This is a genomic window from Nocardioides segetis, from assembly GCF_051390595.1.
Taxonomy (GTDB): domain Bacteria; phylum Actinomycetota; class Actinomycetes; order Propionibacteriales; family Nocardioidaceae; genus Nocardioides.
In genome coordinates, this window is the sequence record NZ_JBNINR010000004.1 from 350,954 (window position 1) to 369,154 (window position 18,201).

Below are 18,201 nucleotides of genomic sequence, written 5' to 3' on the forward strand. Positions count from 1 at the left end.
AGCATGGTCGGGTGATCGACCTGCGTCGGCTGGAGGCCCTCGTCGCCGTGCACCGCACCGGCTCCGTGTCCGCCGCGGCGACCGCGCTGCACTACGGGCAGCCGACCATCTCCCACCATCTGCGACGGCTCGAGGCGGAGACCGGCGCGGTGCTGCTCCAGCGGGTCGGGCGCGGCGTCCGCCTCACACCCGAGGGCGAGCGGCTGGCCCGCCGGGGCGAGGAGATCCTCGGCCTGCTGGCCCGGGCGGAGGCCGAGCTCGCGGCCGCGACGAGCCTCCAGTCGGGACGGGTCCGGCTGGCGGCCTTCCCGTCGGGCGCCGCGACCCTCGTCCCCGACGCGCTCGCCCTGCTCGCGACCCGTCATCCCGGCATCGAGCTCGACCTCGTGGAGGCCGAGCCGCCGGAGGCGCACGAGCTGCTGCGGGCGGGCGAGATCGACCTCGCGCTCACCTTCGCCTATCCCGACCAGCCGGAGCCGGAGCAGATCACCGTCGTGCCCGTCGTCGACGACCCGCTCTATCTGGTGACCCCCGCCGACCGGGCGCCCGAGGGTGCCGTCGACCTCGCCGACTATGCCGCCACCGGCTGGGTCACCGGCTGCGAGCGCTGCCGCCGGGAGCTGCTGACCCTGTGTGCGGACGCCGGGTTCACGCCGGCGATCGCCTTCGCCAGCGACGACTACGTCGCGGTGCAGTCCCTCGTCGCGAGCGGCCTCGGGGTGACGGTGCTGCCCGGCCTGGCCCTGCGCGCGCACCAGCACCGCGACGTCGTACGCCGCCGGCTGGCGGCGCACCGCCGGGTCCAGCTCTCGACCTACGGCGCTCCGCCGCGGCCCGCGGCCGTGGATGCCGTCGCGGCGGCGCTGAGCGAGGTCGCCGAGCGCCCGTGACGATCAGCCGCGGGCGCGGATCTCGTCGATCTGCTGGCGCCGCGCGAGCCGGTGGGCCCGGCGTACCTCCGCCTCGTGCAGGAGGCGCCGGTCCTCGTCGGTCTCCGGCTCGAGGGCGGGCACCGGCCGGCCGCGGCCCGCGGCGTCGACCGCGACGAACACGAAGTACGCCGAGCCGACGTGACGCACCTCTCCCGCGGCGTCCCAGGGCTCGGTCTCGATGCGCACCCCGATCTCCATCGACGACGTGCCGACCCAGTTGACCCGGCCGAAGGTCCGGATGATGTCGCCGACCCGGACCGGCTCCAGGAACGCCATCTCGTCGAGCGCCGCCGTGACCGCGGGCCCGCCGCTGTGGCGCTGCGCCACGACCCCCGCGGTCGAGTCGGCCAGCTTGACCACCTCGCCGCCGTGGATGTTGCCCAGGAGGTTGGCCTGCGCACGCGACGTCAGCGTGGCCAGCTCGATGCGGGAGTACGACGGCGTGCGTGCCGCGACGATTTCGCTCACGGGCTGACGGTAGCGTCATGCGCATGGCAGGGCGTGGCGACGGCACCGGTGGCTCCGGTCGCCCCAGTGGCGAGGACCCCGACGGGCAGTTCGATTGGATCTACGGCACGCCCCGCGGCGGCTCCGATCCCGAGCCGACCCGGCGGATCCCCGTGCAACGGCGTCCCGGCGACGCTCCGCCCCCGCCCCCGGCGGCGCACCCGGCGCCGCGGCGCCTGCCTCCCGCGGAGCAGTACGGCGGCACGCCGCCGCCTCCCGGACGCCGACCGGCCCCGGCCTCCCCAGCGCCCGGGGGTCCGCGTCCGCCGCGGCGGGGTCGCTGGTCGCGCCCGCGCACCTACGTCCGGCTCGTGCTGCTCGCGCTGGTCCTGTGGCTGGTCTACACCGTCGCCGTGCCGTTCGTGGCCTGGAACCGCGTCGACAAGGTCGACTTCGAGCCGAGCGCCGAGCGCCCCGCCGAGCAGCCGGGCACGACCTACCTGCTCGTGGGCAGCGACTCGCGGGCCGGGCTCTCGCCCGAGGAGCGCAAGCGGCTCCACACCGGCGACGCCGCCTCCGAGCTGACCGACACCATCCTGCTCCTGCACACCGGCGACGGGCCGACGACCCTGGTGTCGATCCCCCGCGACTCCCCGTTGGACATCCCGGGCTTCGGGGTGAGCAAGGTCAACTCCGCCTACGCCAAGGGCGGGACGCCGCTGCTCGTGCAGACCCTCGAGAAGGCGACCGGCCTGCGGGTCGACCAGTACGTCGAGATCGGCTTCGGCGGGCTCGTCGGCGTCGTGGACGCGGTCGGTGGGATCGAGATCTGCCCCCAGCAGCGGATCAAGGACAAGGACTCCGGGCTCAACGTCAAGAAGGGCTGCCAGGAGGTGGACGGGGCGACCGCGCTGGCCTACTCCCGCGCACGGAAGTACAGCCCGATCTCCGACCTGGCGCGGGTCCAGCAGCAGCGCGAGGTCATCGCCGCGGTCGGCGACAAGGTGCTCTCCCCCTGGTCGGTGCTCAACCCGCTGCGCTGGTGGGGACTGAACAGCTCGGTCCCGGACTTCTTCCGCTTCGGCGACAGCACCGGCCCGGTCGACGCGGGGCGCTGGGCGCTCGCGATGACCAAGGTCGAGAAGTCCTGCACGGTGCCGCTCGCGCGCGCCGACACCACGTGGGACGCCGAGCGCTCGAAGCGGCTCTTCGGCAGGATCGCCGAGGACCGGACCGACGAGATCACCGCCGACCTGTGCACCGCCACCGGTCTGGCCGACTGACCCGACCCGACCGACCCGACCGACCCGACCGGAGGACAGCCGTGTACGAGACCCTGACCTGGCAGGTCGACGACGACGGCATCGCGACGCTGACGCTGGACCGGCCGGACGCGCTCAACGCCTTCGACCTGACCATGGCCCGGGAGCTGCTGCAGGTCTTCGTGACCGACGCCCGCGACGACGCCGTCCGAGCCGTCGTCGTCACCGGCGCCGGCCGCGCCTTCTGCGCCGGCATGGACCTCTCGGCCGAGGGCAACGTGTTCGGGCTCGACGAGTCCCTGTCCCCCACGCCCGCGGAGTTCCGCTCGGCGTACGACGAGCCGCCGTTCGCCGAGGGCGTGCGCGACACGGGCGGCAAGATCACGCTGGCGATCCACGCGCTGCCGAAGCCCGTGATCGCGGCGATCAACGGGCCCGCGGTCGGCATCGGCGCCACCATGACGCTCGCCATGGACCTGCGCCTGGCGTCGACGAAGGCCCGGATCGGCTTCGTCTTCGGGCGGCTCGGCATCGTGCCCGAGGCCTGCTCGTCGTGGTTCCTGCCGCGCATCGTCGGCATCCAGCAGGCCCTGGAGTGGGTCTACTCCGCCGACATCCTCACCGCCGAGCAGGCCCACGCCGGCCGCCTGGTGCGCAGCCTGCACGAGCCGGAGGACCTGCTGCCGGCGGCCTACGAGCTGGCGCGCTCGTTCGTCACCGACCGCTCGCCGGTCGCGCTCGGCCTGGCCAAGCAGCTCCTCTACCGCAACAGCGCGGCCGCCGACCCGCTCGAGGCCCACCTCACCGACTCGCTGGCGATGTTCTGGACCTCGATCGGGGACGGCAAGGAGGGCGTCGCGGCGTTCCTGGAGAAGCGGACCCCGCGGTTCTCCGGGAAGGCCTCGGAGCTCCCCCGGCTGACCTGAACCGCGACCGGGCGACTCACATCGCCATGAACAGGATCTCCTCGCGGCTGTACTCCCGTCCCGGGTGCTCGGCCGCGAGGTGCGCCTGCACCTTCTCCACGAGCTCGTCGTCGGTGTCGGCACGCAGGGTGGTGTCGCAGGGGCAGCGCAGCGAGGGCATGGTGACCTCCGGGGACGGGACAGGGAACGCGTTCCAGTCTAGAACTACGGGCTCGGCAGCGGTCCGGGTTAGCCTCGGCGCGATGCTGCAGACCCCGGGAACCACCGCACCCCGTCCTCGCGCCGTGCTGCTGGCGGGTGTCACCGTGGTGACCCTGCTGGCGCTGCTGGCCCTCGCGGGCTGTCGGGCCGAGGAGTCGCCGGCCGCCGGGCCGAGCCCCGAGCCGACGCCGGCCGCCCCCGCCACGAGCACCGCGCCCACCCCGCCCCCACCGGCGGCGGTCCCGCACCCCGCTGCGCAGCCGACGACGCCGCCTCCACCGCCGCGGCGCACCTACCGGCCGGACAAGGAGGTCTGGCAGCGGGCACAGCCGGCCCATGCCCAGAACCTGCGCAATCCGCTCGCCGAGCGCCGCTGGGGCGTCTACCGCGGTGGGCTGGAGCAGACCTGGACCGCCTACCAGGCGGCTGGCGGCGAGGCGAGGCGACAGCTGGCGCGGATCGCGCTGCGCCCGAAGTCGCTGTGGCTCGGCACGTGGAGCGGATCGCCGGAGCGGATCGGGTCGGTCGTCGAGGAGTACGTCGAGAACGCCTCGGGCGGCGACCCGAAGGTCCTCGTCCAGCTCGCCGTCTTCCGGATGGATCCGTGGGAGCACGCCGTGTGCAGCCGCACGCCCTCCGCCGGCGCGCAGGAGGAGTACCGGCGCTGGATCACCAACGCCGCCCGCGCGCTCGGCAAGCAGCACGCCGCCGTCATCCTGCAGCCCGACCTGCCGTTCTGGTGGTGCTCGAACCGCGCCGTCACCAGCGCGCTGATCAAGCACGCGGTCAGGGCCTTCTCCGCCCAGCCGAACACCAGCGTCTACCTGGACGCCGGTGCCGCCGACTGGAGCAGCACACCCCAGGTCGGCGTACCCCGCGCGTCGCAGGCGGCCGATCTGCTGCTCGCCAACGGCATCGCCGACGCGCGCGGCTTCGCGCTCAACGCCACCCACTACGTCGGCACCGAGGAGTCGGTCGCCTACGGCACCGAGCTAGTCGAGATCCTCCGCGAGCGCGGGGTCAAGGGCGTCCACTTCGTCGTCGACACCGCGCAGAACGGCAACGGGATGACCTGGCCCGAGGTCGACGCGGAGGGTCCGGTCAACGACAACGCCCGGGTGTGCGGGTCGGCCACGGACCGCCGGGGTTGCGTCACCCTCGGCATCCCGCCGACCTCACGGGTCGGCGACCCGCGCTGGGGGCTGTCGGCCGAGACGACGCGGGCCGCGAAGCGCCATGTCGACGGCTTCCTGTGGTTCGCCCGGCCCTGGCTGCACATGCAGGCCAACTGGCACGGCCCGGCCCGGGCGCTCGGGATGGCCCGCAGCACGTCGTGGTTCGCGCCCTAGGGAAACGCTGCGCCGGGTGGTCGATCAGGCGGCCGCCGGGGCGCGGCGACGTCCGTAGCTGACGCCGCCGGCGCCGGCGACGACGAGGCCGCCGCCGAGGAGCAGCCAGAGCAGGTCCGGGCCACCCGTGTTGGGCAGGCCGGCGCCCTGGTCGCCCCCGCCGCCACCGCCGCCGTTGTCGTCGTCGCTCGCGACGCGGAACGTCTGGGTGGTGCCGGACGACGGCAGGAACAGCGCGGCGTTGTCGGGCGTCAGCGCCGCGGTCGCGACGTAGCGGCCCTTCGGCAGGCGCGGCCCCTCGAACCGGATCGGCCGGTCGACGAAGTGCACCGACGTGGTGAACACCGGAGCGGCGACGACCGCGCGCGCCCCCCGCGCGGCGGTGCCACCGGTCGCCAGCGTGATGGCGATGGTGCCGGCCGGCGGCGTCGGGTGGTTGGCGCTGGCGCTGACCTCGAGCACGACCGGCTTGCCGGCCTCGTTGGCGATCACCTTGATCGTGGTGACGGTCGGGATCTTGGGCGTGTAGCCGTCGGCCTGAGCGGGCGTCGACGGCGCGACGGCGAATGCCGCCGTGAGCATGGCGAGCGCAGCCAGCTTCTTGAGCACGTGTCCTCCTTGAACTTCCCCATGCAACGACCCGGCTCGTTCAAGGTGGCGGGCAGTGCGTCACCGATCCTAGCCTGATTCGCCGCCACCCGCGGGAGTCGACTTCACCAGGTGGCCGAACACGACGGATCGGTTGTCGGTGTGGAAGATCTCCGAGCAGGTGACCAGCGTGATCAGCTGGTTGCCGACGTCCGCGGGTGGCTGGGTGCCGCCCGACGGGTTGACCGGCGCCTCGTCGAGCACCCAGGTCTCGGTGAACGGCACGATCAGGTCCTCGCCGCCGGTGTCGAGGACATAGGTGTACGTCGCCGCGCGGGTCTCCACGATCACCTCGTCGCCCGGCTCGAGCGACGGCAGCTCGGCGAACGGCTCACCGTGGGTGACCCGGTGACCGGCCAGGACGTAGTTGCCCACGCCGCCCGCCTCGGTGTCCTCCATGTGGCCGATGCCGGCGGCGAGCACGGCGTCGCTGGACCCCTCGAGCACGGGGACGGAGTAGTCCTTGCCGAACCGCGGGATGTGCACGATGGCCGTGGCGTTGCCGAACTCGGTCCGCACGACGTCCTGGCCGTCACCCCAGCCGGCCTCGAGCGCCCGCCGCACCTCGCCCTGACGCTGCTGGGACTGCCAGTTGGTGCCCCAGAACTGCCACGCGACCCAGCCGAGCACGGCCAGCCCGGCGGCGATCAGGCCGCAGCCGAGCCAGAAGGTGACCCGTCGCCGGGTCGGCGCCGCCTGGCCCGACGAGCCGTCCGCGGGCCGCGACCGGCGCCGGCGGACCCGGTTGGGCGCCGACTGCTCGTCACTGTCGGGGCTGTCGGGCGCGTCGGTCTGCGTCATGGAATCCCTCCTCGGCGGGGCCTCGCGTCGGACAGCCCCACCCCATCCAACGCGAGGCGGACGCGTGTGTCACGTCCGGCGGCGCGCTCGCTCCGCGAGTCCGCCGCCGACGGCCACGAGCCCGATCCCGGCGAGGAGGAATCCCAGGTGCGGGCCCCCGGTGTTGGGCAGCCCACCGCCGCCGCTGCCACCGTTGCCCCCACCGGACTCGTCCACGGCGTCGACCTCGAACCTGACGTTGTCGCTGCAGCGCAGGAAGCGGGTCGGGTCGTCGGGGACGAAGGTGGCGGTCGCCTGGTGCTTCCCGCGCTCGAGGCGCGGGCCGACGATCTCGACCCGGGAGCCCTCGTAGCGCACCGTCCTGCTCCAGCGGTCCGCGGCGGAGCCGCCCGGGGAGACGCGATCGCCGTCGACGGTCACGGTGCCCCGCGGCTGGACGCTGCCGGCGGCGGTGACGTCCACCCGCACGACCACGCGGTCGCCGGCGACGGTGGCCGGCACCGTGATCCGGCACGACGTCGGCACGGCAGGCGTGTAGGGATCGGCGCTCGCGGGACTGCCGACGATCCCCAGCAGGGCGAGCAGGAACACGGCGAGTGCCACCAGGGCACTCCACGGCACCACGTGACGACGCATCGAACCTCATCTCTCCCGAGAGGATGAATGTGACGCTCCGCCCGACCCCGGATGGCGACAGGCGAACCTGTATCACCCAACCGGCGTGCTGTGAACTTCGTTACGGCTCGAGGGGGAGAATTTTGCGCGGTCGCGTGACACCCGGCCACGGATGCGGTACGGCGCCGGGCGCGTCGGCGCGTCCGGGGGTGCCTGTCAGAGGGTGCTCTGCACCCCGGCGAGGAGCTGGCGGGCCATCACGATCCGCTGCACCTGGTTGGTGCCCTCGTAGATCTGGGTGATCTTGGCGTCGCGCATCATCCGCTCGACCGGGTAGTCGCGGGTGTAGCCGTAGCCGCCGAGGACCTGCACCGCGTTGGTGGTGACCTCCATGGCGACGTCGGAGGCGAAGCACTTGGCCGCGGCGCCGAAGAAGGTGAGGTCGCTGTCGCCGCGCTCGGAGCGGCCGGCGGCTGCGTAGGTCAGCTGGCGGGCCGCCTCGACCTTCATGCCCATGTCGGCCAGCAGGAACTGCAGGCCCTGGAAGTCCGCGATCGCCTTGCCGAACTGCTGACGCTCCTGGGCGTAGCCGAGCGCGTAGTCGAGCGCCCCCTGGGCGACGCCGACAGCCTGGGCGGCGATGGTGACCCGGGTGTGGTCGAGGGTCTTCATGGCGTACTCGAAGCCCTTCCCCTCGTCTCCGATGATCCGATCGCCGGGGATGCGGACGTTGTCGAAGTAGACCTCGCGCGTCGGCGAGCCCTTGATGCCGAGCTTCTTCTCGGGTGCGCCGAACGAGACGCCGGCGTCCGACTTCTCCACGACGAACGCCGAGATGCCCTTGGAGCGGGCCTCGGGGTCGGTCGTGGCGAGGACGGTGTAGAACTCCGACTCCCCCGCGTTGGAGATCCAGCGCTTGGTGCCGTTGAGGACCCAGCCGTCCCCGTCGCGCACCGCGCGGGTCCGCTGGTTGGCGGCGTCCGAGCCCGCGTCGGGCTCGGAGAGGCAGTAGGAGAAGCCCTCGCCGGCGGCCAGTCGGCCGAGGTACTTCTTCTTGAGGTCCTCCGAGCCGCCGATCATGAGCGGCAGCGAGCCGAGCTTGTTGACGGCGGGGATGAGCGAGGCCGAGACGTCGGCGCGGGCGATCTCCTCGATGACCAGGACGGTGGCGAGCGCGTCGGCGCCGGCGCCGCCGTACTCCTCCGGGACGTGGGGCGCGTGGAAGTCGGCGGCCTGGAGCGCCTCGGCCGCCTCGCGCGGGTAGCGCGCCTCCTCGTCGACCTCGGCGGCGAAGGGTGCGACCTTCGCGTCGCAGAGCGCCCGGACGGCCTCGCGGACGGCCTGGTGCTCCTCGGACAGGGCGTACATCGGGTGGTCGCTCACGACGGCTCTCCTGGACGGGCTCTCCCGGATCGGGCTGGTACTCAGTATCGTACTCGCGAGACTCCGTCCCGTCGAGTTAGGCTGCGCCGGTGCCCGCCACCGCCCGCGACCGCCTCGTCGCCGCCGCCTTCGAGCTCTTCGAGGCCCAGGGGTACGACGGCACCACCGTCGACGACATCGCCAGCCGGGCGGCCACCGGCCGCAGCACCTTCTTCCGCCACTTCCGCGGCAAGGAGGACGTGGTCCTGCCCGACCACGACGCGCTGCTGACCCGGATCGACAGCCGCCTCGCGACGGCCTCCCCCGCCGGGCGGGAGCTCGCCCTGCGCGAGGCCGCCGGCATCGTGCTCGCCCACTACCTGGCGGAGGGCCCGACCGCGCGCGCCCGCTACCGGCTCGCGAGCACGGTGCCGGCGATCCGCGACCGGGAGATCGCGAGCGTGCAGCGCTACGTCCGACTCTTCGCCCGGCACGTGCACGGCTGGCTCGACGCCGAGCCCGACGGCCCGCTGCGCGCCGAGCTCGTCGCCTCGGCCGTCGTCATCGGCCACAACCACGTGCTGCGCCAGTGGCTGCGCGGCGACGTCGACGATGCCGCGACGGCGGAGGCGCTGGTCGACCGGGCGCTGGGCCACGCGGTCGCGCTGCTGCGCGGCGCGGCGGCGGGACCCGCCACGATCGTGATCACCGGCGGGCAGCAGGACGTCGAGCAGGTGGTGCGGCGGGTGCGCGAGGCGCTCGGCGGGAAGAACCCGGGCGCCGAGGACCTTGGGTCGTCATGAGCACTCCCGCGCACCTCGACCCCGCCGTCATCGACCGGATGCTCGACGACACCACGACCTGGGCGATCGTCGGCCTGTCCGGCAACCCGGGCCGCACCGCCTACGAGATCGCGGCCCTGCTCCAGCGCCGGGGCAAGAAGATCGTGCCGATCCATCCCTCGGCGCCCGTGGTGCTCGGCGAGCAGGGCTACGCCACGCTGGCCGACGTGCCCTTCCCGATCGACGTGGTCGACGTGTTCCGCCGCTCCGAGGACGCCGGCCGGTTCGCCGACGAGGCCGTCGCGATCGGCGCCGGCGGCGTGTGGTTCCAGCTCGGCGTCGTAGACCAGGACGCGTTCGAGCGGACCCGCGCGGCCGGTGTCCCGATGGTCATGGACACCTGCCCGGCGATCGAATGGCGCCGGCGCGGCGCCTGAGCCCCTACTGGTCGCGGACGACCGCGCCCTTCGCCTCGGCGACGGCCTTCAGCTCGGCCTGGAAGTCGGTCATCCGCTTCTGCAGCGCGGGATCGGTCGCCGCGAGGATGCGGACGGCGAGGAGGCCGGCGTTGCGCGCGCCGCCGATCGCGACGGTGGCCACCGGCACCCCGGCCGGCATCTGCACGATCGAGAGCAGCGAGTCCATGCCGTCGAGGTACTTCAGCGGCACCGGCACGCCGATCACCGGCAGCGGGGTCACCGCCGCGAGCATGCCCGGCAGGTGCGCTGCGCCGCCGGCGCCGGCGATGATCACCGACAGGCCGCGGCCCGCCGCCTGCTGCCCGTAGGCCAGCATCTCGGTGGGCATGCGGTGCGCGGAGACCACGTCGGCCTCGTACGCGACGCCGAACTCCTGGAGCGCCTCGGCCGCGGCCTTCATCACCGGCCAGTCGGAGTCGGAGCCCATCACGATGCCCACGCGCGCAGTCATGGGCGCGAGCCTAGTGTCGGACTACTCGCTCTCGTCGCCCAGGTCGCCGCGGAACCACGCGGCGGCGTGCCGCCCCCGCTCCAGGCAGTCCTCGAGGTCGTCGCCGTAGACGTTGACGTGGCCGACCTTGCGGCCCGGGCGCAGCTCCTTGCCGTAGAGATGCACCCGCAGCTGCGGGTCGCGGGCCAGCGCGTGGGGGTACCCGTCGTAGAGGCGAGCCACGTCGGGGCGGTCGCCGCCGAGGATGTTGACCATCACCGTCCACCGGGCTCGGGGTGCGGGCGAGCCGAGGGGCAGGTCGAGGGCCGCGCGCAGGTGGTTCTCGAACTGGCTGGTGACCGCGCCGTCCTGGGTCCAGTGGCCGGTGTTGTGCGGCCGCATCGCGAGCTCGTTGATGTAGACGACCGGGCGTCCGTCGGCGTCGGTCGCCTCGAACAGCTCGACGGCCAGGATGCCGGTGACGTCCAGCTCGCCGGCGATCCGGAGCGCGAGCTCCTGCGCCGATGTCGCGAGGGCGGGATCGAGGTCGGGCGCCGGTGCGATCACCTCGCGGCACACGCCGTCGACCTGGAGGGTCGCGACGACCGGGTACGCCGCGGCCTGGCCGCTGGGGGCCCGGGCCACCAGCGCGGAGAGCTCACGCCGGAAATCGACGAGCTCCTCGGCGAGCAGCCGGACCCCCATCGACGCCGTCGCCTCGGCGGCGGCCAGCGGCTCGGCCGCGTCGGCGAGCGAGCGCACCACCCAGACCCCCTTGCCGTCGTACCCGCCCCGGGAGACCTTGAGGACGCACGGCAGCCCGAACGCCTCGACGTCGGCCTCGGACGCGACGACCGCCCAGCGCGGCTGCGGGGCGCCGAGACGACCCATCGCCTCGCGCATCACGACCTTGTCCTGCGCGTGGACCAGTGCCTCGGGGCCCGGGTGCGCGATCACGCCGTCGGCGGCGAGAGCGCGCAGGTGCTCGGTCGGGACGTGCTCGTGGTCGAAGGTGACGACCGAGCAGCCCTCGGTGACTGTGCGCAGGGTGGCGAGGTCGCGGTAGTCGCCGACCATCTGGTCCGGGATCACCTGCGCGGCCGAGACGCCCGCGGCCTCGGCGAGCAGACGGAGCGGTACGCCGAGGGCGACGGCGGGCTGCGCCATCATCCGGGCGAGCTGACCGCCGCCGATCACGGCGATCCGGGGCGCGGGTTCGGTCGTCGACACGGCCGAAACCCTACGCAGTCCGGGCCGTCTACGCCGAGCCGGCCTCCACGGCCTCGTCGAGCTCGAAGCGCAGGCCCTGACCACGGATCGTCGTGATGAGCCGGGGCTGGCGGGTGTCGTCCCCGAGTTTGCGTCGTACCCAGCCGAGGTGGACGTCGATCGTCTTCGACGACGTCCAGAAGGTCACCCCCCACACGTCGCGCATCAGCTCCTCACGCGTGACGATCGAGCCGGCGCGCGCGATGAGCGCGTGCACCAGGTCGAACTCCTTGCGCGACAACAGGATCTCGCGGTCCCCACGCCACATGCGCCGGGTCGACGGGTCGACCCGAACATCCTGCACCTCGATCACAGGGCTCAACGTAAGGAAATGACCGCGTCCGGGATACGGAATGGCGAGAATTTTGCCTTGAGAAGCCACCCCAAAACTGGCGCTGACCAGGGAATTCGGTCAAGGTGAAAGGTCAGGCACGCCTGACTGCAACAGGTTCCACCACGCCGAAGCCGCGCACCGGGCGCGCCGGCAGTGGCCGGGACTCCACCTGGTCGGCCGGGAGCAGGTCGGCCGTCGCGTGGTCGACGATGATCCGGTTGCGGCGCGCGACCTGGGTCAGCCGGGCCGCGAGGTTGACCGGCGGGCCGAAGACGTCGCCCATGCGCAGCACGACGCCGCCGGACGCGAGGCCGACGCGTACGTCGGGCATCCGGGGGTCGCGGCCGATGACGTTGATGATGCCCTCGGCGGTCGCGAAGGCGGCCATCGGGTCGTCGTTCACGAACAGCACCGCGTCGCCCATGCTCTTGATCAGCCGGCCCTGCTCGCGGGCGATCACGTCACCGCAGCGGGCCTCGAAGACCTCGACGAGCTCGCCGATCCGCTCGCGGGAGACCTCGTTCGACAGCGCGGTGAAGCCCACGATGTCGGCGAAGCCGACGCTGAGGTCCGTGGTGTGCGGATCGTCGTCGAGGGCGCGCACCGACTCCATCCGGGCCACCGCGGCGGCGAGATGGCGGCGCCAGGCATAGACGAGAAGGCCCTCGAACCGCTCGCCCAGGCGGGCCAGCACCCAGGCGCCGGGGTCCTCGGCGACCGGCTCGCCCTCGGGTGCGCCGTCCGCGACGTGCTGCACCAGCTCGCCGACCTCCCAGTCGGCCAGGCGCGCCATGGTGATGCCGACCCCCCGGGTGACGTTGAGCGCCACGTCGAGGTCGATGACGCCGTCCTCGAGGATCTGCGTCATCAACCGGATGGCGGCGACGTCGGCGCCGGTGTAGGCGCGCTCGTCGCCGTGCTCGGCGAAGCCGAGCGTGCGGAACAGCCGGCGGGTCTGGTCGAGCGGCAGGCCGGCCCGCTCGGCGACCTCCGCCGCGGTGAGCTGGGGCTCCTCCCCGAGGCAGGCCCGCTCCGGGGCGGTGTCAGACACCTTCGTCCCGACGGGGGGCCTGTCCGCTGTGGAGCTCGTGGAGCAGCTCGTTGAGCCGGCGCTGCGTGGCCTCGACGTGCGGGATGTCGTTGAGCCGCACGGTGCCGAACGTCGAGGCGTCGGAGATCAGGAGGCTGCCGCAGCCGAAGGGACGGTCGATCAGGTTGATCTCCATGGCGATGTCGCTGACCCGGGCCAGCGGGATGTCGTGGCCACGGCGGGTGATGATCCCGTTGCGGGTGATCAGCCGGCGGTCGGTGAAGGCGTGGACGGTGGTCAGCCAGTCGAGGAAGGGACGCACCGAGAACCACAGGATCCCGAGGATCGCGAGCACCCACACGATGAGCGTGAGCACGCGCTGGAAGCCGGTGTCCTCGAGGATCACCTGTGCCGCGACGCCGATGGCGAGCAGGACGACGAGCGCGAGGATCGGCCCGAACAGCGCCTTGGGGTGCTGACGGGTGCTGATGATCAGGCGCTCGCCGGGGTTGAGCAGCTTCTTCGAGATGGCCACGGCCCGATCATCCCACCAAACGCGACGGTTCAGGCCGAGGCCGGGCGGACGTGGATCACGTCGCCCGCGCCGACCCGCTCGGTCCCGGCGGCGGTCTCGACCACCAGGCGCCCGTCGTCGTCGATGTCGGTCGCCCGCCCGAGCAGCTCCCCGGAGCCCGGCAGCTCGACGCGCACGTCGCGGCCGAGCGTCGCGCACTGGGCGCGGTACGACGCGGCGAGGCGCGCGGTGCCCTGCTCGCCACCGGCCTGCCACATGTCGTACCCCTCGCGGACCGCGGCGACCACGCCGAGCAGCACCGAGGTCCGGTCGGGCACGTCGGTCCCGGCGACGGCGAGGCTGGTCGCGGTCGGGACGGGGAGCTCCTCGGCACTCATGCCGACGTTGATGCCGACGCCCACGATCGCCGCCGGTCCGGTCGGCGTCTCCACGCGCTCGACGAGGATGCCCGCGACCTTGCGATCGGCGTCGAGCAGCACGTCGTTGGGCCACTTCACCGAGGCGTCGTACCCGAGCGCGACGAGCGCCTTCGCCACGTTGTGGCCGACGAGCAGCGGCAGCCACGGCCAGGACGCCGGCGGCACCGTGGGGCGCAGGAGCAGGGAGAAGGTCACCGCCGTGCCGGGGGGCGTCTGCCAGGTGCGGTCGAGGCGGCCCCGGCCCGACGACTGGTGGTCGGCCACCACGACGAGGCCCTCGTGCGCACCCGCGCGGGCACGCTCCGCCGCGACCTCGTTGGTCGACGGCGCCTCGCTGAGCAGCTCGAAGGCGAGGTCGGGGGTCAGCTCGGACGCAGCGGCGAGACGGTCGCCGTCGAGCGGTCCACGGACGGGCATCGGGGTGGAACCGGAAGTCACGGGCTCTACCTTGGCGCAGCCACGCCCCGGAGGAAAGCCCGGGGCCCGGCCCGCGCGGCGGTCTCAGGCGAAGAACGCCCGCAGGTCCGCGACCACGTCCGCGGGCACCTCCAGCGCGGCGAAGTGCCCGCCGCGCGGGTGCTCCGACCAATGCGCGATACCGGTGTTGTCCCGCTCGGCGAGCGAGCGGATGGTCTGGAAGTCGTCCTTGAACACCGCCACGCCGATCCGTCCCGTGCTGACGACCGGGTCGGTGCCGGCGCGCTGCTCGTCGTAGTAGTAGCGGGCGGCCGAGCCGTAGGTGTTGGTCAGCCAGTAGAGGGTCGCCTGCGCCAATACCTGCTCGGGAGTCACCAGGCTGGTGCCGTTGCCGAAGCTCTCGAACAGCTCGCCGTAGGCCAGCACGGCGACGGGAGAGTCCGCGAGGCCCGCGGCGATCGTCTGCGGGCGGCTGGCGTTCATCTGGTTGTAGCCGCCGACCGACTGGAACCACTGCATGTGCTCGAGCGCGGCGTACTCCTTCGGACCGAAGGCGGCGAACTCCGCCGGGTCGCCGCTCGGGAAGGAGAACAGCTGGAGCACGTGCGCACCCCGGAAGCCCTCGGGGTCCAGCACGGCGAGCTCGCGCCCGACCATCGCTCCCAGGTCGCTGCCGTGGACGCCGTAGGAGTCGTAGCCGAGCCGGCGCATGAGCACGTCGTACGCCGCCGCGGCACGTCGCGTCGTCCAGCCTCCGTCGGCGACCGGCGTCGAGAAGCCGAAGCCCGGAAGCGACGGGATGACCACGTGGAACGCCTCCTCGGCGGTGCCGCCGTGGGCCTCGGGGTCGACGAGGGCCTCGATCATGTCGAGGAAGTCCAGCTGCGATCCCGGGTAGGTGTGCGCGAGGAGCAGCGGGATGGCGTCGGCGTGGCGGCTGCGGACGTGGAGGAAGTGGATGCGCTGGCCGTCGATCTCGGTGACGTAGCCGTCGTAGGCGTTGAGTCGGGCCTCGACCGCGCGCCAGTCGAAGGCCTGCCAGCGTCGGACCATGGCGCGCAGGTACGACTCCGGGGTGCCGTGGTCCCAGCTGTCGCCGGGCGCGGCCGGGGCGAAGCGGGTGCGGTCGAGGCGGGCGCGGAGGTCGTCGAGCTCGGCCTGGGGGACGTCGATGACGAAGGGGGTGATCTGCTCGGACATGGTCGGGCCTCTCGGTCGGTGGTGGTGGTGCCTCTGGGTGTCTCCGACGCTAGGACGCATACCGGAACAGAACGTTCCTGTTTAATCAGGGCGATGAGGACGACCTCGGAACGCCTGCTCGAGCTGCTCGGGCTGCTGCAGTCCCGGGTCGCGTGGACCGCGCCCGAGCTCGCCGCCCGGCTCCACGTGACCGAGCGGACGGTGCGCAACGACGTCACCCGGCTGCGCGAGCTCGGCTACCCCGTCGACGGGGTGCGCGGGCGGTCCGGCCACTACCGTCTCGGCGCCGGCGCGAAGCTCCCCCCGCTGCTGCTCGACGACGAGGAGGCCGTCGCCGTGGCGGTGGGCCTGCGGACCGTGACGGGCGTGGCCGGCTTCGAGGAGAGCGGCGGCCGGGCGCTCACCAAGCTCGAGCACGTGCTGCCCGACCGGCTCCGCCGCCGCATCGCCGCACTGCGCGACGCCACCGAGGCCGGCCCCGCCAACACCGACTCCAACGTCGAGGACCCCGCGGTCGACGCGAGCGTGCTCGCCGAGATCGCCGACGCGATCCGCGACCACCGCGGCCTGCGCGCGTTCTACGGCGCGGAGCAGGACCGGATCGAGATCGAGCCCTACCGGCTGGTGGCCTGGCAACGACGGTGGTTCGTGGTCGGCCGCTCCCCCGGAACCGACTCGTGGGCGCCGTACCGCGTGGACTGGTTGACCCTGCGGATGCCGGGCGGTCGCTCGTTCCGCCCCTCGCCTCAGCCCGACGACCTCACCGAGCTCGTGGTCCGCGAGGTGGCCCGGACCGGCTGGTCGGTCCATGCCCGGCTGGTCGTCGACGCTCCCGCCGAGGAGGTGCTCGCCAGGATCAATCCGGCCGTCGGCGTGGTCGAGTCCCGTCCCGACGGCCGCTGCGTGCTGGTCACCGGCGGCGACAGCCTGGAGATCGTGGCGGTCTGGATCGGCATGCTCGGGCTCGACTTCACGGTGGAGTCCCCGGCCGCCCTGGTCGGCCACCTGCGCGTCCTGGCGCGGCGATATGCGGATGCCGTCGTCGGGAGCGCGTCCTAGGGTTCCGACATGACGCGACTCGTGGACGACCGCACCGACCGCTTCGTCGAGGACCTCGCCGCCCTCGATCCGTTGACGGCGACCTACGCCGGCATCCCGGGCCACGACGGCGAGCTGCCCGATCTCTCCCCCGACGGCTTCGCCGCCACCGAGGAGCTGCACCGCCGGGCCCTGGCCGAGGTCGCGGCGCTGGAGACGGTCGACGAGCGCGAGGCGGTCGCCAAGGCCGCCTTCGTCGAGCGCGTCGGGCTCACCGTCGAGCGCGCCGAGGCCGGCGTCGAGCGCAGCGAGTTCTCCGTGATCTCGAGCGCGATCCACGCCGTGCGCGAGGTGTTCGACCTGATGCCGACCGAGACCCCGGAGCACTGGGAGGCGATCGGCGACCGGCTGGCCGCGGTGCCGGCCGCGCTCGACGGCTACCGCGCCACGCTGCTCGAGGAGGCGGCCGGCGGCCGGGTGTCCGCGAAGCGGCAGTACGCCGAGGTGGCCGGCCAGGTGCGCGGTTGGACCGGGCAGGAGGGGGCTGCCGGCGACTACTTCGCCGGCGTCGTCGCCTCCGCCCCGGAGGGTGTCCGCGACGCATTGGCCGCCGCGGCGGCGAGCGCCTCGGCCGCGTACGCGGAGTTCGGGCGGTTCGTCGAGACCGACCTGCTCCCCCGCGGCCGCGACGTCGACGGCGTGGGCCGCGACCACTACTCGCTGGCGTCCCGCTACTTCCTCGGCGCGAGCGTGGACCTCGAGGAGACCTACCGCTGGGGCTGGGAGGAGCTGAAGCGGATCGAGGACGACATGGCCGCCACCGCCGCGCGGATCGTCCCCGGCGGCTCGGTGGCCGACGCCGTCGCCGCCCTCGACGCCGACCCGGAGCGCGACTGCGGCAGCCGCGAGGCGTTCCAGGCCTGGATGCAGGAGAGGTCCGACACGATCCTCGCCGACTTCGACGGCGTGCACTTCGACATCGCCGAGCCGATCCGGACGCTGCAGTGCAAGGTCGCGCCGATCAACGACGGCGGCGCCTGGTACACCCCGCCCACCGAGGACTTCTCCCGGCCCGGCACCATGTGGTTCTCGTTCACCGACGACCACGAGCGCTACTCGACCTGGCGCGAGACGACGACGGTCTTCCACGAGGGCGTGCCCGGCCACCACCTGCAGGTCGCGCAGGCCGTCCACCGCGCCGACCTGCTCAACCGCTGGCAGCGGCTGCTGTGCTGGGTCAGCGGCCACGGCGAGGGCTGGGCCCTGTACGCCGAGCGGCTGATGGACGAGCTCGGCTACTTCGCCGACCCGGGCGATCGACTCGGGTTCCTCGACATGCAGGGCTTCCGCGCCGCGCGCGTGGTCGTCGACATCGGCGTGCACCTCGGGCTGACCGTGCCGGCGGACAACCCGTTCGGCTGGCGGCCCGGCGAGACCTGGAACGCCGACCTGGCCTACGAGTTCATGCGTGCGCACTCGCGGATGGACGACGGCTCGCTGAGGTTCGAGGTCAACCGCTACCTCGGCTGGCCGGGCCAGGCGCCGTCGTACAAGGTCGGCGAGCGGATCTGGCTCGACGCGCGCGCGGACGCCCGGACCCGCCATGGTGCGGCCTTCGACCTCAAGGCGTTCCACACCGCCGCGCTCGACCTCGGCGGCCTCGGCCTCGACCCGCTGCAGGCCGCGCTCGCCCGCCTCTGAGCCGGCTGACCGGGACCGCGGGTT

At 73.2% G+C, this 18,201-nt stretch carries 21 protein-coding genes; 8 read left to right on the forward strand and 13 right to left on the reverse strand.

The annotated features are described in order from the left end of the window. Nucleotides 1-11 precede the first annotated feature (11 nt). A complete protein-coding gene (locus ACPZVR_RS10060; protein ID WP_436699442.1) occupies nt 12-890 on the forward strand; it encodes a LysR family transcriptional regulator in 879 nt (292 codons plus the stop codon). A gap of 3 nt (nt 891-893) precedes the next feature. Here the strand turns inward: ACPZVR_RS10060 and ACPZVR_RS10065 are convergent, their stop codons facing one another. Beyond that, nucleotides 894-1,400, reverse strand: a complete 507-nt coding sequence (locus ACPZVR_RS10065) for an acyl-CoA thioesterase (RefSeq protein ID WP_436699443.1) — start codon at nt 1,398-1,400, stop codon at nt 894-896. A 23-nt stretch (nt 1,401-1,423) separates the two neighbouring features. On the opposite strand from ACPZVR_RS10065, the gene ACPZVR_RS10070 reads away from it, so the two are divergent. Together ACPZVR_RS10070 and ACPZVR_RS10075 are read left to right on the forward strand one after the other, a co-directional pair. Next, complete coding sequence (locus ACPZVR_RS10070; protein ID WP_436699444.1) at nt 1,424-2,662, forward strand: LCP family protein; 1,239 nt, start codon at nt 1,424-1,426, stop codon at nt 2,660-2,662. Between the two features lie 41 nt (nt 2,663-2,703). Beyond that, nucleotides 2,704-3,567 (forward strand): crotonase/enoyl-CoA hydratase family protein, encoded by an 864-nt coding sequence (locus ACPZVR_RS10075; RefSeq protein ID WP_436699445.1) that lies wholly within the window; start codon nt 2,704-2,706, stop codon nt 3,565-3,567. Nucleotides 3,568-3,583: 16 nt separating this feature from the next. Here ACPZVR_RS10075 and ACPZVR_RS10080 read toward each other — a convergent pair whose 3' ends face one another. Next, nucleotides 3,584-3,727, reverse strand: coding sequence for a DUF1059 domain-containing protein (locus tag ACPZVR_RS10080; RefSeq protein WP_308085895.1), 144 nt, complete (start codon nt 3,725-3,727; stop codon nt 3,584-3,586). Between the two features lie 82 nt (nt 3,728-3,809). Between ACPZVR_RS10080 and ACPZVR_RS10085 the strand changes: the two genes are divergently transcribed. After that, a complete protein-coding gene (locus tag ACPZVR_RS10085) occupies nt 3,810-5,117 on the forward strand; it encodes a glycoside hydrolase family 6 protein (protein ID WP_436699446.1) in 1,308 nt (435 codons plus the stop codon). 24 nt (nt 5,118-5,141) lie between these two features. Here ACPZVR_RS10085 and ACPZVR_RS10090 read toward each other — a convergent pair whose 3' ends face one another. The 4 genes from ACPZVR_RS10090 to ACPZVR_RS10105 all read right to left on the reverse strand — a co-directional run bounded on the left by ACPZVR_RS10090 (nt 5,142) and on the right by ACPZVR_RS10105 (nt 8,549). Next, a complete protein-coding gene (locus ACPZVR_RS10090; protein WP_436699447.1) occupies nt 5,142-5,726 on the reverse strand; it encodes an LPXTG cell wall anchor domain-containing protein in 585 nt (194 codons plus the stop codon). 69 nt (nt 5,727-5,795) lie between these two features. Then, nucleotides 5,796-6,566, reverse strand: coding sequence for a class E sortase (locus tag ACPZVR_RS10095; protein WP_436699448.1), 771 nt, complete (start codon nt 6,564-6,566; stop codon nt 5,796-5,798). Nucleotides 6,567-6,635: 69 nt separating this feature from the next. Further along, nucleotides 6,636-7,202, reverse strand: coding sequence for a hypothetical protein (locus ACPZVR_RS10100; RefSeq protein ID WP_436699449.1), 567 nt, complete (start codon nt 7,200-7,202; stop codon nt 6,636-6,638). 195 nt (nt 7,203-7,397) lie between these two features. Continuing rightward, nucleotides 7,398-8,549, reverse strand: a complete 1,152-nt coding sequence (locus ACPZVR_RS10105) for an acyl-CoA dehydrogenase family protein (protein ID WP_436699545.1) — start codon at nt 8,547-8,549, stop codon at nt 7,398-7,400. A gap of 104 nt (nt 8,550-8,653) precedes the next feature. Here ACPZVR_RS10105 and ACPZVR_RS10110 point away from each other — a divergent pair, with 104 nt between their 5' ends. Together ACPZVR_RS10110 and ACPZVR_RS10115 are read left to right on the forward strand one after the other, a co-directional pair. Further along, complete coding sequence (locus ACPZVR_RS10110; RefSeq protein ID WP_436699450.1) at nt 8,654-9,346, forward strand: TetR/AcrR family transcriptional regulator; 693 nt, start codon at nt 8,654-8,656, stop codon at nt 9,344-9,346. Continuing rightward, nucleotides 9,343-9,762, forward strand: coding sequence for a CoA-binding protein (locus ACPZVR_RS10115; RefSeq protein ID WP_436699451.1), 420 nt, complete (start codon nt 9,343-9,345; stop codon nt 9,760-9,762). Before ACPZVR_RS10110 ends, ACPZVR_RS10115 begins: the two co-directional genes overlap by 4 nt. A 4-nt stretch (nt 9,763-9,766) precedes the next feature. Here the strand turns inward: ACPZVR_RS10115 and purE are convergent, their stop codons facing one another. The 7 genes from purE to ACPZVR_RS10150 all read right to left on the reverse strand — a co-directional run bounded on the left by purE (nt 9,767) and on the right by ACPZVR_RS10150 (nt 15,438). Further along, nucleotides 9,767-10,255, reverse strand: coding sequence for a 5-(carboxyamino)imidazole ribonucleotide mutase (gene purE, locus ACPZVR_RS10120; protein WP_436699452.1), 489 nt, complete (start codon nt 10,253-10,255; stop codon nt 9,767-9,769). Nucleotides 10,256-10,276: 21 nt separating this feature from the next. Beyond that, entirely contained in the window at nt 10,277-11,464 is a 1,188-nt protein-coding gene (locus ACPZVR_RS10125; protein ID WP_436699453.1) for a 5-(carboxyamino)imidazole ribonucleotide synthase, read from the reverse strand. A gap of 28 nt (nt 11,465-11,492) precedes the next feature. After that, on the reverse strand, nt 11,493-11,816 hold the full coding sequence (locus tag ACPZVR_RS10130; protein WP_436699454.1) for a winged helix-turn-helix domain-containing protein: 324 nt from the start codon (nt 11,814-11,816) through the stop codon (nt 11,493-11,495). Nucleotides 11,817-11,928: 112 nt separating this feature from the next. Further along, nucleotides 11,929-12,888 (reverse strand): adenylate/guanylate cyclase domain-containing protein, encoded by a 960-nt coding sequence (locus ACPZVR_RS10135; RefSeq protein WP_436699455.1) that lies wholly within the window; start codon nt 12,886-12,888, stop codon nt 11,929-11,931. Next, on the reverse strand, nt 12,881-13,402 hold the full coding sequence (locus ACPZVR_RS10140; protein ID WP_436699456.1) for a PH domain-containing protein: 522 nt from the start codon (nt 13,400-13,402) through the stop codon (nt 12,881-12,883). Before ACPZVR_RS10140 ends, ACPZVR_RS10135 begins: the two co-directional genes overlap by 8 nt. Nucleotides 13,403-13,431: 29 nt before the next feature. Next, nucleotides 13,432-14,259 carry a biotin--[acetyl-CoA-carboxylase] ligase gene (locus ACPZVR_RS10145; RefSeq protein WP_436699457.1) on the reverse strand — a complete coding sequence of 276 codons (828 nt, stop codon included), beginning with the start codon at nt 14,257-14,259 and terminating at the stop codon, nt 13,432-13,434. A gap of 63 nt (nt 14,260-14,322) precedes the next feature. Next, on the reverse strand, nt 14,323-15,438 hold the full coding sequence (locus tag ACPZVR_RS10150) for an epoxide hydrolase family protein (protein ID WP_436699458.1): 1,116 nt from the start codon (nt 15,436-15,438) through the stop codon (nt 14,323-14,325). Between the two features lie 93 nt (nt 15,439-15,531). On the opposite strand from ACPZVR_RS10150, the gene ACPZVR_RS10155 reads away from it, so the two are divergent. Further along, the gene (locus ACPZVR_RS10155) at nt 15,532-16,497 is read left to right on the forward strand and encodes a helix-turn-helix transcriptional regulator (protein WP_436699459.1); all 966 of its coding nucleotides are present in this window, start codon (nt 15,532-15,534) and stop codon (nt 16,495-16,497) included. A 9-nt stretch (nt 16,498-16,506) separates the two neighbouring features. Next, nucleotides 16,507-18,177: a DUF885 domain-containing protein gene (locus ACPZVR_RS10160; RefSeq protein ID WP_436699460.1), complete on the forward strand. Its 1,671-nt coding sequence runs from the start codon at nt 16,507-16,509 to the stop codon at nt 18,175-18,177. The last annotated feature ends 24 nt before the right edge of the window (nt 18,178-18,201 follow it).